Origin of the sequence: Vibrio hepatarius, assembly GCF_018860525.1 — a bacterium.
Taxonomy (GTDB): Bacteria; Pseudomonadota; Gammaproteobacteria; order Enterobacterales; family Vibrionaceae; genus Vibrio; species Vibrio hepatarius_B.
The window spans coordinates 45283-57379 of record NZ_JAHKPM010000010.1; the positions used below are offsets into that span (position 1 = coordinate 45283).

Below are 12097 nucleotides of genomic sequence, written 5' to 3' on the forward strand. Positions count from 1 at the left end.
TCCATATTTGAGTTTGTTTTTTTACATAAATTTAACATAAAGTGTATAATCAGACTCTTTATATAGGTGTTTATCTCGCTTCGCTAGAATAATCACCTATATACGAATTTGTTTATCCTTTTAAATCAATAACTTAGTGCGCATTATGAGGATTATGTTAAATATAGATTGGTAAGCAAGACAAGGAGCTTTTAAAACAACAAAGGGATTTACTATTTAATCGACTATGAGTCGCTTAAAATTTTCTATTCAATTAGCTGAAAAGCACCTTGGCCTCAGGGCAAATAGAGAAAAATTTATCCTTAACAGTCGGAGATTTTAGGGATACCTTAATCAAGTCCCTATCAAAAAACTCAGATCTGCGAATGTCGTTTACAATACTTTTTCTAGCATATTTCTCAACAAACTTACTAATTGGCATATTAAACGATGGATCGCCATACTTACCTAACGACTTTAGTTGCCAACTATCTACATCACTACACGGAACATTAGGTATCAAGAAAGCGGTTTTGTTGTACTTGGGTATCAGAAGACATGAGTAACCATCACACTTACCTTTAAGTCTATTGTGCTTCTTTGCATTGATAGCAAAGAATTGTTTTGATGGGTCGCAGTCATAAGTTTTTACATCAAGTCTTAATTTTTTGGGGTGTAAATCTAGGTAGAAGTCCGCTCCTGTGAAAAGGCTCCCTCCGGCGACACCGAATAGATTCTTCATTTGGCTTTTCATCGACTCTTCGCTGACATATCTTTGGAATGCCTTAAACGCAATAATCTCCCCCATAGATCCCATTAGATCTACATGGATATTCTTTGCATTACCTCTATCCCGAGATTTATTACGCTTATTCTCATTACTCAACCTTCTCGCGTGCCCGATCATGGCACCAATCGCCCAGTCATCTGGGGTAAGTTCAATTTGCATTCTAGTGGTCTATAAAAAACACATAGAGCAAGCTTACATTGTGGTAATATAATGACTATCAGAATGTCTTTTTTTAATAAGGAACACATTACAACCTACAAAATCAACTTAAAATCAACTAACAATTGTTAAGTTCTTTTTGGTTGGTAACCATATGATATTTATGTAAATTAATCAATGAAAACTAATATTTAAACTGAACCATTGATTATTCTAACTTTGAAACATGAGCGTGAATTCACGCCCATAATTACATAGATTTCATTCATTCAACTTTAAGGATTTATTAATGAATGAATTTTCAATTATTACAAAGGTTGGCGGTTACGGGAGACCTGTATTTCTCTTTGATGTCGATGGGGTTATCTCTAAATGGTTCAGTAGAATCGTGGCTTTTTTAAAGCATAAAGGTTTGCCCTTTGAAAATGAAAATGACGAACCCAAAGAAGATGTAATCCGAAAGATTATGAATCGCCGAAATGTGGTCTTCTATGCTGATGATTGTTCGAAACATGTGAGAGAAGGACTGAAGGCAGGAGCTAATCATTTCAGTTTACTCTTGGTGTTTCAGATGACAACTTAGACCCAGACTTGAATCACATTATGAATTGGTCTGAAGTACTTGAGGTTGCTCTGGAATTTAAACCAAAAATAAAAAAATCAAAAAGGAATACTCATGAACCTAGATACAACTGTTAAAAATATCCATGAGCCGCTAGCAGATCACGGCCTAACTGTATCTGTAGCTGAAAGCTTAACATCTGGTATGATTCAAAATGCCCTTGCTAACCCCTCTAGTGCTTCAGTAAGCTATTCGGGCGGCATAACCGCATACAGCCTCGAAGCTAAAGTTTCTCTTCTAGGAGTAGACAGAGCTGAAGCTGAGTCTTGCAACTGCGTTAGTAGCCTAGTTGCAGCACAAATGGCTGAAGGAGTTATGAATGCTTTTGGCAGCGACATTGGACTAGCAACTACGGGTTATGCTGAATCTTACAACGAGATAGAGGCACACGCATTTATAGCGATAGCTATTAAGGGGCATGAAACCGAAGTAGTTAAAATCGACTTAAAGTCTCAGCCTAACCGCACTGAAGCTAGAGAGTACACAACGAATTTAATCCTAACTACTCTGCACACAAAACTTATAAGCCTGTACCCAACCAAAGAGATTGAGTTTAAATTTTTACCATCAAAAACCTTTTGCTTGAATGAAATTAAGAAGATTTCAACTAAGGTAGATGAGATTAAACAGGTATACTTAGCCAAAAGTGATGGTTTTGCCAGCCGCATAAGGCTACTAAACAACACTCAAGCTTTCTCGACTACAAAGTTTGGTAAGAATATAGAAATTGAATTCGAAACACCTTTCCCTCAATCTTTTGCCATCTATAACGCCATCAAATCCTCTGGCACTGGCTTTGTAGAGAAGACGAGATACACAATTCCGTTCGGTGATCTTAAGATAGAGGTTGATGTATTTGAAGGAAGACATCTAGGTTTAGTATACATAGAGATAGAAGTTCCTTACGAGGACTACAGGCTAGAAGGATTGCCGCACTGGATGCAAAACAAGCAATCAGACCTCAGAAGTAACGCCGCCCTGTCATTTGAGTAAAAAAAAGATGAGTAACGTTAACTCATCTCTCCTCCTTTACCACCTTAAAGAAGTAAGGATAAGTAATTGGATAGCAAATCTGAGACTGCATTCTTAAGTGCCGCAGGCAAGTACCCTGCCACATCAAGAAGTAGTAAAAACGTTGCTGCGACAATCACAGGCTGAATTGCTACAAGCACTTTAAAGACAATACTTAAACCTATAGCAGTAGCGACAAGTAACAATATTGATTTAAATGCTCAGGAACACCCTTACCTTCAACAAAGTCACTAGGCTCAACTTCGATAGCAAATGCCAACTTAGACTTTACAGTAATGTAGACAAAGAAATTGCTATCAATAACCCCTACTCTTGGATGGCGCTTCGTTGTTGGAATCATCGCGCAGGCAGATAACATACCCATGTGAGCCGCCTGCTTAGCTTCTACTCCCTTGGCATCCATCTTAAACATAGTGATAACACCAGCTTCACCAACTTTTGCTTCATTGCCATCATATGAACATGACAGACCTTCAAATTCGCTAATGACTTCTTCAAAATTGGCCTATCAGTATGGCACATGCAAGACCATGTCTTCGTTTTCGCTAATTGGATTCTCAAAAACGGAAGTGTCTTGTGCGTTACTTGAAATGTACAAACACAAGTCTTCGTGCTCTGCATAACCGAGTAGCTTAGATGGCTCACCCCATCTAACTTCATCTCCACGAAGTGGGATTTTGAATAAATCTGAGTGCTGGGTTTCTTTCGCTGAGCGGTGCAGCGCTCTTTTATAGACAGAATCATCCTTCTCAAAGAATTTCTCTTCACCTTCTGATCTGAATTTCATCACAAGGTCGATTATAGAAGCGATAACGAAATCAGAGTCAAAAGACTTATCGATACCAAATCCTTGCAACCATTCAGTCACAATATTCGGCAATCCGTGTTTGTAATGCATGTATTCGCTATCCCAAACATCCCTCACCGATAAATTGAGTACTCAGATACTCTTTGTGTTTATCTTTTAGGTGTAGTTCCACATTTTGTGGATGACGATTCACAAGACCGCCAAGAGCCACTTTTGTTAGTACTTTCATTACCTTACCTTTTTTGCGCTTAGTGCTTATCTGTCACTATATTGACACGGCATTGTGAGAAATCCCATAATTTAAAGTAAAACATGAACAAAATAGGAAAGCTCAAAGTAATTAATCGTCTTATATTTACACAAGATGGTTTTCATGAGGAAATCACAAGAAAGTCTGATATCAACAAGCCGATTCTTGGTTATAAGTCTTCTGAAATTGTGGGGGTCATTGCCACGAGAGAGGTTGTGAATGCAATCAGAGAAATCGCACATAAGCTGAATAGCAAAATTGATAAAAAATTATTCTTACGAATAATCGGCCGCTCATTTGTAGTGAATGAACTTCCAAAAGGTGGAATTCAAAACTCTGAACAGATCGACATAAATGCTTCTGTGTACTGGATGGACAGAGAAAATGGTCTACTTAACGATAAAGCAAGGTTGATTGAAGAGGAGTGCGCCACAGACAGAGTAACGTCTGAACAACAGAGAGTTGATTCTGAGCATTATAGGCAACAATCGGGTATTGTGCTTTTAATGGCTGACGGAACGCAATTAGGCACAATCATATCACTACAACACTCACAAGCGTTCTTACATTGGCTCACAATCAACTTAAACCAAAGCCACAAAGACAAGGCTAAGTTCGATTTTGATAGCTCAGTGACACAGAGGTTTGATTGGACGGCCTTTAGCATCAGAAAAGTTCTAACTATGAAGAGAAGCTGGTTCTCAAGCTTCCTTGTTGCATTAGGTAACGGGATTATTGTATCCATGGCCTTTCTTTATGTGCTTAGCGTAGCTAGCGGGAATACTATCCAGAGCATTGACTGCCCCGAACACATAACCCCAATTGTGCTCTTGATCGGAATGACACTAAGGATTGTTCCACCCATTCTTCCTTTATGGATGTTTGGCACCAAGGGTAACTTGTGTAACAGGCTAATGAATAGCGAACTCAAGTAACACGAGTTTGACGAAGTGATCTAATTCACCTAATGTTCACTTAGGCGGAGACTAGGAGCAGCTCCAGTCATTAACTGCCCCCTATCCACATTTAGGAATCTTGCTTGCACAACTTGTATCCATGAGTTGTGCACAGCAACCGACCTCGTTTCATCAATTTAAGTTGTTAAAAATTTCATCATTTTGCTTTTATTTATATTCAACATTTTGTTTAATTAATTTGAAGTTTCAAAATAAAACAAGAACAAATGCAAATCGAGGTTAAATCAAACAGCAAAACATCAGCTATTACATCTTACTTGGCCTAGGGATCATCTCTATGGGCATCACAGGTATCATCGCCCTAATCATTGCGCACATCGAAGGGAAGGCTTATGAAAACAAAGACCCACTCCTTGCGGGTCACTTTAGGTTCATTAAAAGAACTGGCTGGTACGCAATTCTTTGGTCAACAATTTCCATAATCCTGAGCTTCGCGGTTATCGGATTCTTCACACTATTTATCACAATTGTTTGGGCACTTTATCGTTGTGTTAAGGGTTATTGTGCATTGGGTCGAAACGAGTTTATGTATGGAGAGCCTTCACTAAAGGCTGAATAAGTAAACTCGCAATAGAGAAAGCGAGCATAACAGCTCGCTTTTTTGTTGAAGAATACATACCAGAAGGCAGAGTTACCGATTTATCTTCATACCAATAATCTCAGTTAAAGGAGCCTTCTTAACCTTAATTAAAAACCTGTATACACGATCAATTCTCTCGACCTTAACAATCTCAATTTTTCGCTTCTCCATGTAGGCCAAGTCATGCAGCTTAGCTGAAATTCGGAAAGTCGTTAAAAGGTGGAAAGATATCAGTAGCTATGGTGGCGGGAATCAAATAAAGGGTGACAATGTCACCCCCTTTCTTTTTCTTTTAACTTATCGCGTTACTTAGCCTTGTTAACCGACAGCACCTTTCTGTTCATATCCAGTATCAGGTTTGCTTGCTTGGTAAGCATCACTGAGTGAGATGAGTAGATGATGATGGCTTTCGGGAAACGCTCACGAAGCCTTTGCATAAATCTCTGCGCTTCCACTGGAGATAAGTGCGAACATGGCTCATCCATGATGATTAGTTCTGGATTGTTACCCAATGAGCAAATCATCTTAACAATTTGGTACTGCCCCGAAGATAGATTCAAACACTCGACAGACTCACCGTGAATGGCATGCTGGTTCAAAACAAAGTTAGCCCCAAAGCCACGCAGTAATTCAAAGAAGTTTTTGATGTTTGCCCCAAACTTGAGTGAAGCGTTAAAGCCTAGTGTGTCTGCAACAAATCGATCTTCTGGCGAATAGTAAGAAACAATCTCCTTAAAGAAGTTTGAATCGTATTCACTAGGCGCGACATTATTGAAGAACACACAACCACCTGACGGTGGCATGTAACCCGCCAAAACCTTAAGAAGTGACGACTTGCCCGATCCTGCTGGTCCAATTACCGCGAGCGACATCCCCTCAGATACCGACAAGTCAATGCCAGAGAAAACGGCATGCTCATCATAAACCACAGAGATGTTTTCTGCGCTCAAGGTGTTCTTGATATCATCAGTTGGGGTGTACATAACGCCGACCTCGAACATAGAAGGCTCATATTCTTCATGAAGCGAGGCGATTGCACCTTTCATCTTCGAGTGTGCAATGATCGCCTGGTACAGTCTGTTTGATAGTGCCGAAATAGCGCCCGAGCATCGCCCATTGAGAAGCATCAGGGCAATAACGGCTGACTGCTGTAAATCTCCCGCCTGAATCGCGAAGTACGCCGCGACAAAGATAACCACGATAGATGTTGAGCTGTAGAACTTCAGTACGCCAGACGACTTCTCTTCATGATCTTGGATCTGAATGTTGAATACAGAAACATCATTGGTCATCGACATCCAGCGCTTACGGATACGCTCTCTGTTTAAGAACTTGAAGAACCTTTTGCCTTTTTCCATACCAATAAGGTAAGTCAGCTTTTGGTCTTTCAATTGGTTCAGGATCATTATCTTTCGGTATGCCTTCATCTTCATCGTTAGCAGAACGATAAAGAAAACCACGTACACCGTGATTGGGAAGATGGCATTTACGCCGAGCATAAAGATAAACGCTATAATGATCACCGCCGCCGTAAGCGCATCCAGACCGATATGGCCTGCCGACTTCCAGATAGCGACAGTAGACTCGGTAGCGGTCTTCCAATGCACAATGGCATCTTTTTGGCGCGAGTTAACCACTTTAGTGAAGAACACATCCTCTGCGATACGACTCTCGGCCTCAATGCGCCTATTTAGCTCTGCCATGATCCATTCTTTGATGAAGAACTCCACGAGAAAAATCATGACAAAGATGGCGGAGACAACAACAAGCGAAGAAACAGATTCACCAAAAACTAGGCGACTGTTAAACAAGTTCGAATAAACCGGACTTGCCATAACAAAAGCCACCAGCACCAGAAGCAATAAAGATACTGGAGGTGTTCTCTTAATCAACATCTGCGGGATTTTAGCCGCCTCAACATAGCGGAAGCCAACTCGCACCGCGAAACACTCTGAGGATGCAAATGGGGGCAGTTCTCCGCCCCCTTCTACGATAAACTCATCTACCCCTGACTTTCTTACCAAATGCACCTTCTCGTTATGTATCGCGATAAAGGCGCTTGGTATTGTTGTATCGCTCTCAACATCAACATCAACGATATCGACTTTAATGAGAGGATGCTCGTTCAGTTCAATTAGTTCTTTCACTACCTGTCTATGAGCTGTTTTTCTCTTAGGCTGATAGTTTTCACTCTGGATACCTACCCCTTGCTCTTGTAGGTATCCTTTTATCAAATCAAGATCGACTCTATTCATTATTTTCTTTTGCTATCGCTTTATTGTTTGATTCCTCTAACTGGCGATGAAGCTCTTTAGTTTTCATGGCAACGAAGCACATGCTAGAGAGTTTCGATTCGCGTTCCAGTATAGGAAGTGCGTCTACTTGCGCGATGTTGAATTCCCCACCTTCAGAGATAGCTTTTCTCTTCGAGAAGATGAAGTTATAAGTAGCATAGCGTTTAGCAGTAGCCCCATCGAGAGCGCCACCGATAATGCATGATGTGCTGACGTAAGCTGGCTGTTCGCCATAAATGCGGTCGTATGTCTCCATCATGCTACGAAAGACCTCATCGGTAAGGATATGGCTTTCTATTGGGAAAACGAGACCACTTTCAGTCGCTAACTTATAAGTACCTTCTGTAGGGGCGAGCTGAGCCTGAAGGAAAGACAACAGCATCACGACAAAGACTAAAAATACTGCTGCCAATGCACATGACAGCAAACCTACGAAACCTACCATTGTTAATACGGTTCAAATATTGTTTTGTTTTTAACCAGAACACTCTTTATGTAGTCGAAAACAGACACCGTTCCCCCTACAGCAAACAAGTTAACCTCTGTCCCCTCAGAGAGAGGAATGTTTTCAGAAGGCGTAATGCTTACCTTGTAGTAACGTGAGTCATCATTTTTTCGGTCATCCTCAAAACTGTCTTCAGAGATTCGAGTGATGGTGCCACTAAATGTAGTTTTCGCCGACGCGAGCGAAGGCTGGATATTTACTTTCATCCCTAGGGATATGTCCCCACGGTATTTAGCGAGGAATTTTGCAGAAATCACGACATCAGACTGGTTCTTCTGTAATAGCATGATGGCTTCAGACTCCTCTAAGAAGTAATCGACACCAACGTTTTCTTCTAAAGAAAGGACGACCCCATCGATAGGCGAATGTATGGTAGAGCGATCAATCTTGAGTTTAGCTAGAGCCAGCTCATTAGAGTTGAGTGCCAGTTCATCATGTATGTCGTATAGCTTATCGGTCATCCTAACCAATCTTTCTGATAGCTCATTGAATATGGCTGACTTCTTACTATTGACGTCAATTTGAAGCTTAGTAACCCCAGACTCGTTTTCATTGAAGGTCTGAAGCATACTATTTAGCTCTCTTTTGGCATCTTCAACCTGAAGTGCAGTCGCGCCATGTTTTTCTAGTCGGCGAATCTTCGATTTAGTAATGTTGATACTATCGCGGATCATCTTGGCTTCTTCTTTCTTTGCCGTCACGAGAGCAGATATATCTCTCTTATAAGCAAAGTAGTCTTTCGCCTTCCACTGATAGCTCTTAATCACCCCTACGAAGTCACGCTTAACTTTATCGCTAGCCTCACAACCATCTATAACAGCCTCAATAAGCTTTTCATCTTCATTCTCAAGGGTATCCATGAGTAGACGGGTAGCACATATATCGAGTTCTGTTCTCTCTAGCTGACTTTGGAGGTTGTTTCCATTTTTCATCAAGCTTTGCGACTTATAGATAACATCGTGGTTATCAAAGGCGATCAGGGGATCGCCATCTTTTACTTCAGAGCCAGAGGAAACGTAGGTTTCCTTAACGTTTCCTGTGCTGTGACTCTTAATTTGGAGCGTGTTGTTCTTACCGTCTACGAACCCGCGCCCCGGAGATACCAATTCAATTTCGCTTAACCCAATTCCTATGAGTGAACAAATTGTCAAAGGTACGAAAACCTTAGAGTTAAAGGTCATTAAATCTCACCTATGAGGACATCGATAGACAGCATAGTGTTTACCAGAGTCGCCTCAGTATCAGTCTTCTGTTGGATAGCTAGGTAGTATCCGTTCCATGCTTGGATAAGCTCGTACAGAGACGTTACGTTGATTTGGTATTCGTTTTGGCGCTCTTTGATAAGGTCTTTCTTGATCTTGATAGAGTCTTGCTGTGAATCAAGAAGGCGACGGTTACTATCAAGGATAGAAAGTTGAGACTCTAAGCTGAGTTTCATGTCTTCACGCATTTGGTCTAGCAGGTATTGCTCAGACATGTATTGCGAGGTTGCTGTCTTTTCTTTCCAGTAGTTAGTTGGGTTAAAGATATCCATGGTGACCATGATACCCACTTCACTATCGGTTCGGTTAAAGGTTAGGTCTTCTGCCTTGGTCTTCGCGTATAGGTCTACGCTAATCCAGTTATCCGCAGTATCGATAGACTTATTGGCAGCCTGCACCTCTAGCGCTTTCTTACGTAGAGATTTGTTGTTATTGAGGTCACCAATTTTGGTTTTTCCAATTAATGCATCCACAGCAGCAATATCCATCTTCATATCTTCTGGATAAGGTATACCAGACACCTGCTCTAAGTTAAGGCGAAGCTGTTTGATTTTAAGCTTGGTCGCTAGGATGGCGTTTTCCATATCAGTGATAAGTACTTCCGCGGTAGTGCGGTCAGAGACTTTAGCAAGACCACCCTTTACCTTGTTACGAATGTCAGCATCAATTTTCTTTGCTGTCCTCAAGATGTCTTCACCTTCACGAATTAAGCTCTCGTATAGGAAGATGTTGTACACAGAGGTAGTTACTTGAGCACGGATATTACTTTTCTCGATCTCTACATTCATACCTGATGCGTCAGCTTTTGACTCAAGCATGCTGTATACGTCTGAATGGTTGTCGCGCCAGATATTACTACGCAGATTCACATTAGACTCATGACCACGGTTATCCCATGGGTCGATACCCACTTCGTCACTACCATCTTCCATGTGTGTCTTTGTGGTGTGATCAATTTTGAAACTTGGTAGGTAGTACTTATCCTCTTGCTCAAGTCGGATTTTCTCAACATCGTGCTGAGACATCAGTGACTTGATTAGGTAAGAATTACCAATGGATTGGTCGATGTAGTCGTTTAGTGACGTTTCGGCGAGTGCAGTGCCTGAATTTAGGCAAAAAAGAGCGACAGATGCCGCTAAAACTTTAATTTTCATTAATACTATAACCCTTGGCTTTCAGTAAATTCACTAAGATTGTTATGAAAAATACAAAAAAAAGGAAGTCAATGACCTCCTTTTTTATCGAATTCTGGTGACTTTTTTAAGACTTTATTGAAAGTAAACCGCCTGCTATTGCTCCTATTGCTTCCTGCATTTTTGAAGCATTGGCCTTTTGAGTGCCACTGAGGTTGTCCGTTGCCTCGTTAATCTTGGTCAACTTCTCGTAACTACCCGCCTCAAACTTCAAGATAGCGTCTTGGCTCTTCTGAATCTTTGAAATATCAGCTTTGAAGTTGTTGAAGGCAGTCATCATTGACTCATTAAGTTCACCCTGTGAGTTAATGCTTGATGCCAGTTTACCTGACGCCTCAGTAAGAGCTTTAACCTGTAGGGTGTTACTGATAACGATAGATGCCAGCTCTTTACGATCTATTTGAGACTTAATGATTCGACCCATGTAACGACGAAGCTTGTTATTCTCTTCCTCCATGGCCTTCAGCTTCTCTAGCATAACCTCATCAGTTACTACTTCAGATTTATCAGATTTATCAGATTTATCAAAGTACATCTTGAAGTACACTGACGCGCAGAAAATCATTACAGAGGCTGCAACACCCATTACCGATGTTAAGAAGGCAAAAGACATTGCATTGAGTGACTCACCGATAGCGGTCATGATAAGAGCAATCTGCTCATCAATACTGCCACCTTCACCACCGATAGCCCCCGCAATATTCTCAATCATCTGAGTCAGACCAACGAACGTACCAATCAGACCCAAAGAAACCACGGTGTTACCACAGGTTTGGCTGACAGAGCACATGCGCTCAAAAGAAACACGATCTCTCATGCCTCTAATTTGGTAAATGAGGAACTGTAAAGGTGGGTATGCCGCTACGGCTAAACAGCCAACTGTGATTTCTGTTGCCAACGAGTACGACATCGAAACGAGACTGTGTACCGCTGGGACGAAGAAGAATGAGGCTATGACAGCCGCATAAATTAAATATCCAATATAATGCATTTTGTGTAATTTTTTTGTTTATCTTTATAGACTTAATCTCCTTGAAAAAATATTTAAACGTATCGTTCTTGTATTTGGTTTTCAGCAACCTTGATTAATTAAGTTAATATATTGCCCCTGTTTTTATCATTTAACTATTCTGGTTTTATAGGTTGAACATCTATAAAGTAGAAGTTAAATCCACTTGATAACTCAAGCTCATAATCCATCCCATTTTTTAGCATGAAAGGGACCATTTTAATTGCATTGCTCAATGCTCTTCTTTGAGACCGTTGCTGGCTTACATCAATTGCAGGATAGTTAGAAACAACCTTAAAAGCCTCACACTCCCCGCAAAGCGCCTTCACGCTATTCAGGTAGTTAGTGATAACCTCAGCGTCTTGCTCGCTATCAAAACTCTTAAAGAACTGTAACTTTCCTTCCTCAACAGATATATGACCGAACTCCATATCCAATTCGCGCTTTATATATTCCTGTTCACCAATTTTCTGAATCTCAATTTGTTTTGAAACAGCAACAACTGACGCAAGTATGAAGAAACAAATAAGCAATACAATAACAGCTAATGTCGCGGACAAAGCATCCGCCATTGGCGCTAAAGTATCGTCATCCATTTTTACTTATTTTATATGAGAGTATAAAAAAAAGCGGGTGG

General features: G+C 40.8%; 13 protein-coding genes. 3 read left to right on the forward strand and 10 right to left on the reverse strand.

What is annotated here, in order from left to right; all coding sequences use genetic code 11:
• Nucleotides 1-253: 253 nt before the first annotated feature.
• A complete protein-coding gene (locus KO511_RS03085) occupies nucleotides 254-928 on the reverse strand; it encodes a hypothetical protein (RefSeq protein WP_215986011.1) in 675 nt (224 codons plus the stop codon).
• A gap of 289 nt (nucleotides 929-1217) precedes the next feature.
• Between KO511_RS03085 and KO511_RS03090 the strand changes: the two genes are divergently transcribed.
• Both KO511_RS03090 and KO511_RS03095 read left to right on the forward strand, forming a co-directional pair.
• Nucleotides 1218-1511, forward strand: coding sequence for a hypothetical protein (locus KO511_RS03090; protein WP_215986012.1), 294 nt, complete (start codon nucleotides 1218-1220; stop codon nucleotides 1509-1511).
• Nucleotides 1512-1604: 93 nt separating this feature from the next.
• On the forward strand, nucleotides 1605-2543 hold the full coding sequence (locus tag KO511_RS03095) for a nicotinamide-nucleotide amidohydrolase family protein (RefSeq protein ID WP_215986013.1): 939 nt from the start codon (nucleotides 1605-1607) through the stop codon (nucleotides 2541-2543).
• A gap of 199 nt (nucleotides 2544-2742) precedes the next feature.
• On the opposite strand, the gene KO511_RS03100 is transcribed toward KO511_RS03095, so the two are convergent.
• From KO511_RS03100 to KO511_RS22390, 3 genes are all read right to left on the reverse strand, one after another.
• Complete coding sequence (locus KO511_RS03100; protein WP_215986014.1) at nucleotides 2743-2994, reverse strand: hypothetical protein; 252 nt, start codon at nucleotides 2992-2994, stop codon at nucleotides 2743-2745.
• A 96-nt stretch (nucleotides 2995-3090) separates the two neighbouring features.
• Nucleotides 3091-3480, reverse strand: coding sequence for a hypothetical protein (locus KO511_RS03105; protein ID WP_215986015.1), 390 nt, complete (start codon nucleotides 3478-3480; stop codon nucleotides 3091-3093).
• Nucleotides 3481-3487: 7 nt separating this feature from the next.
• Nucleotides 3488-3619, reverse strand: a complete 132-nt coding sequence (locus KO511_RS22390; RefSeq protein ID WP_289847764.1) for a hypothetical protein — start codon at nucleotides 3617-3619, stop codon at nucleotides 3488-3490.
• 83 nt (nucleotides 3620-3702) lie between these two features.
• Here KO511_RS22390 and KO511_RS03110 point away from each other — a divergent pair, with 83 nt between their 5' ends.
• The gene (locus KO511_RS03110; RefSeq protein ID WP_215986016.1) at nucleotides 3703-4575 is read left to right on the forward strand and encodes a hypothetical protein; all 873 of its coding nucleotides are present in this window, start codon (nucleotides 3703-3705) and stop codon (nucleotides 4573-4575) included.
• Between the two features lie 927 nt (nucleotides 4576-5502).
• Here KO511_RS03110 and KO511_RS03115 read toward each other — a convergent pair.
• The 6 genes from KO511_RS03115 to KO511_RS03140 form a co-directional block, all read right to left on the reverse strand.
• Nucleotides 5503-7452: an ATP-binding cassette domain-containing protein gene (locus KO511_RS03115; RefSeq protein ID WP_215986017.1), complete on the reverse strand. Its 1950-nt coding sequence runs from the start codon at nucleotides 7450-7452 to the stop codon at nucleotides 5503-5505.
• Complete coding sequence (locus tag KO511_RS03120) at nucleotides 7445-7936, reverse strand: hypothetical protein (protein ID WP_215986018.1); 492 nt, start codon at nucleotides 7934-7936, stop codon at nucleotides 7445-7447. The genes KO511_RS03115 and KO511_RS03120 overlap by 8 nt, the downstream gene beginning before the upstream one ends.
• A 2-nt stretch (nucleotides 7937-7938) precedes the next feature.
• Nucleotides 7939-9177: an HlyD family secretion protein gene (locus KO511_RS03125; RefSeq protein ID WP_215986019.1), complete on the reverse strand. Its 1239-nt coding sequence runs from the start codon at nucleotides 9175-9177 to the stop codon at nucleotides 7939-7941.
• On the reverse strand, nucleotides 9177-10412 hold the full coding sequence (locus KO511_RS03130) for a TolC family protein (RefSeq protein WP_215986020.1): 1236 nt from the start codon (nucleotides 10410-10412) through the stop codon (nucleotides 9177-9179). Before KO511_RS03130 ends, KO511_RS03125 begins: the two co-directional genes overlap by 1 nt.
• 106 nt (nucleotides 10413-10518) lie before the next feature.
• Entirely contained in the window at nucleotides 10519-11361 is an 843-nt protein-coding gene (locus KO511_RS03135; RefSeq protein ID WP_215986021.1) for a hypothetical protein, read from the reverse strand.
• A 215-nt stretch (nucleotides 11362-11576) separates the two neighbouring features.
• Complete coding sequence (locus KO511_RS03140) at nucleotides 11577-12056, reverse strand: hypothetical protein (protein WP_215986022.1); 480 nt, start codon at nucleotides 12054-12056, stop codon at nucleotides 11577-11579.
• Nucleotides 12057-12097 lie beyond the last annotated feature (41 nt).

Bases quoted from the DNA above. Each gene is read 5' to 3' on its own strand.
- KO511_RS03105 (WP_215986015.1), bottom strand. From the start codon at position 3,480: ATGCATTACAAACACGGATTGCCGAATATTGTGACTGAATGGTTGCAA.
- KO511_RS03140 (WP_215986022.1), bottom strand. From the start codon at position 12,056: ATGGATGACGATACTTTAGCGCCAATGGCGGATGCTTTGTCCGCGACA.
- KO511_RS03125 (WP_215986019.1), bottom strand. From the start codon at position 9,177: ATGACCTTTAACTCTAAGGTTTTCGTACCTTTGACAATTTGTTCACTC.
- KO511_RS03120 (WP_215986018.1), bottom strand. From the start codon at position 7,936: ATGGTAGGTTTCGTAGGTTTGCTGTCATGTGCATTGGCAGCAGTATTT.
- KO511_RS03100 (WP_215986014.1), bottom strand. From the start codon at position 2,994: ATGTTTAAGATGGATGCCAAGGGAGTAGAAGCTAAGCAGGCGGCTCAC.
- KO511_RS03095 (WP_215986013.1), top strand. From the start codon at position 1,605: ATGAACCTAGATACAACTGTTAAAAATATCCATGAGCCGCTAGCAGAT.
- KO511_RS03115 (WP_215986017.1), bottom strand. From the start codon at position 7,452: ATGAATAGAGTCGATCTTGATTTGATAAAAGGATACCTACAAGAGCAA.
- KO511_RS03135 (WP_215986021.1), bottom strand. From the start codon at position 11,361: ATGTCGTACTCGTTGGCAACAGAAATCACAGTTGGCTGTTTAGCCGTA.
- KO511_RS03130 (WP_215986020.1), bottom strand. From the start codon at position 10,412: ATGAAAATTAAAGTTTTAGCGGCATCTGTCGCTCTTTTTTGCCTAAAT.
- KO511_RS03110 (WP_215986016.1), top strand. From the start codon at position 3,703: ATGAACAAAATAGGAAAGCTCAAAGTAATTAATCGTCTTATATTTACA.
- KO511_RS22390 (WP_289847764.1), bottom strand. From the start codon at position 3,619: ATGAAAGTACTAACAAAAGTGGCTCTTGGCGGTCTTGTGAATCGTCAT.
- KO511_RS03085 (WP_215986011.1), bottom strand. From the start codon at position 928: ATGCAAATTGAACTTACCCCAGATGACTGGGCGATTGGTGCCATGATC.
- KO511_RS03090 (WP_215986012.1), top strand. From the start codon at position 1,218: ATGAATGAATTTTCAATTATTACAAAGGTTGGCGGTTACGGGAGACCT.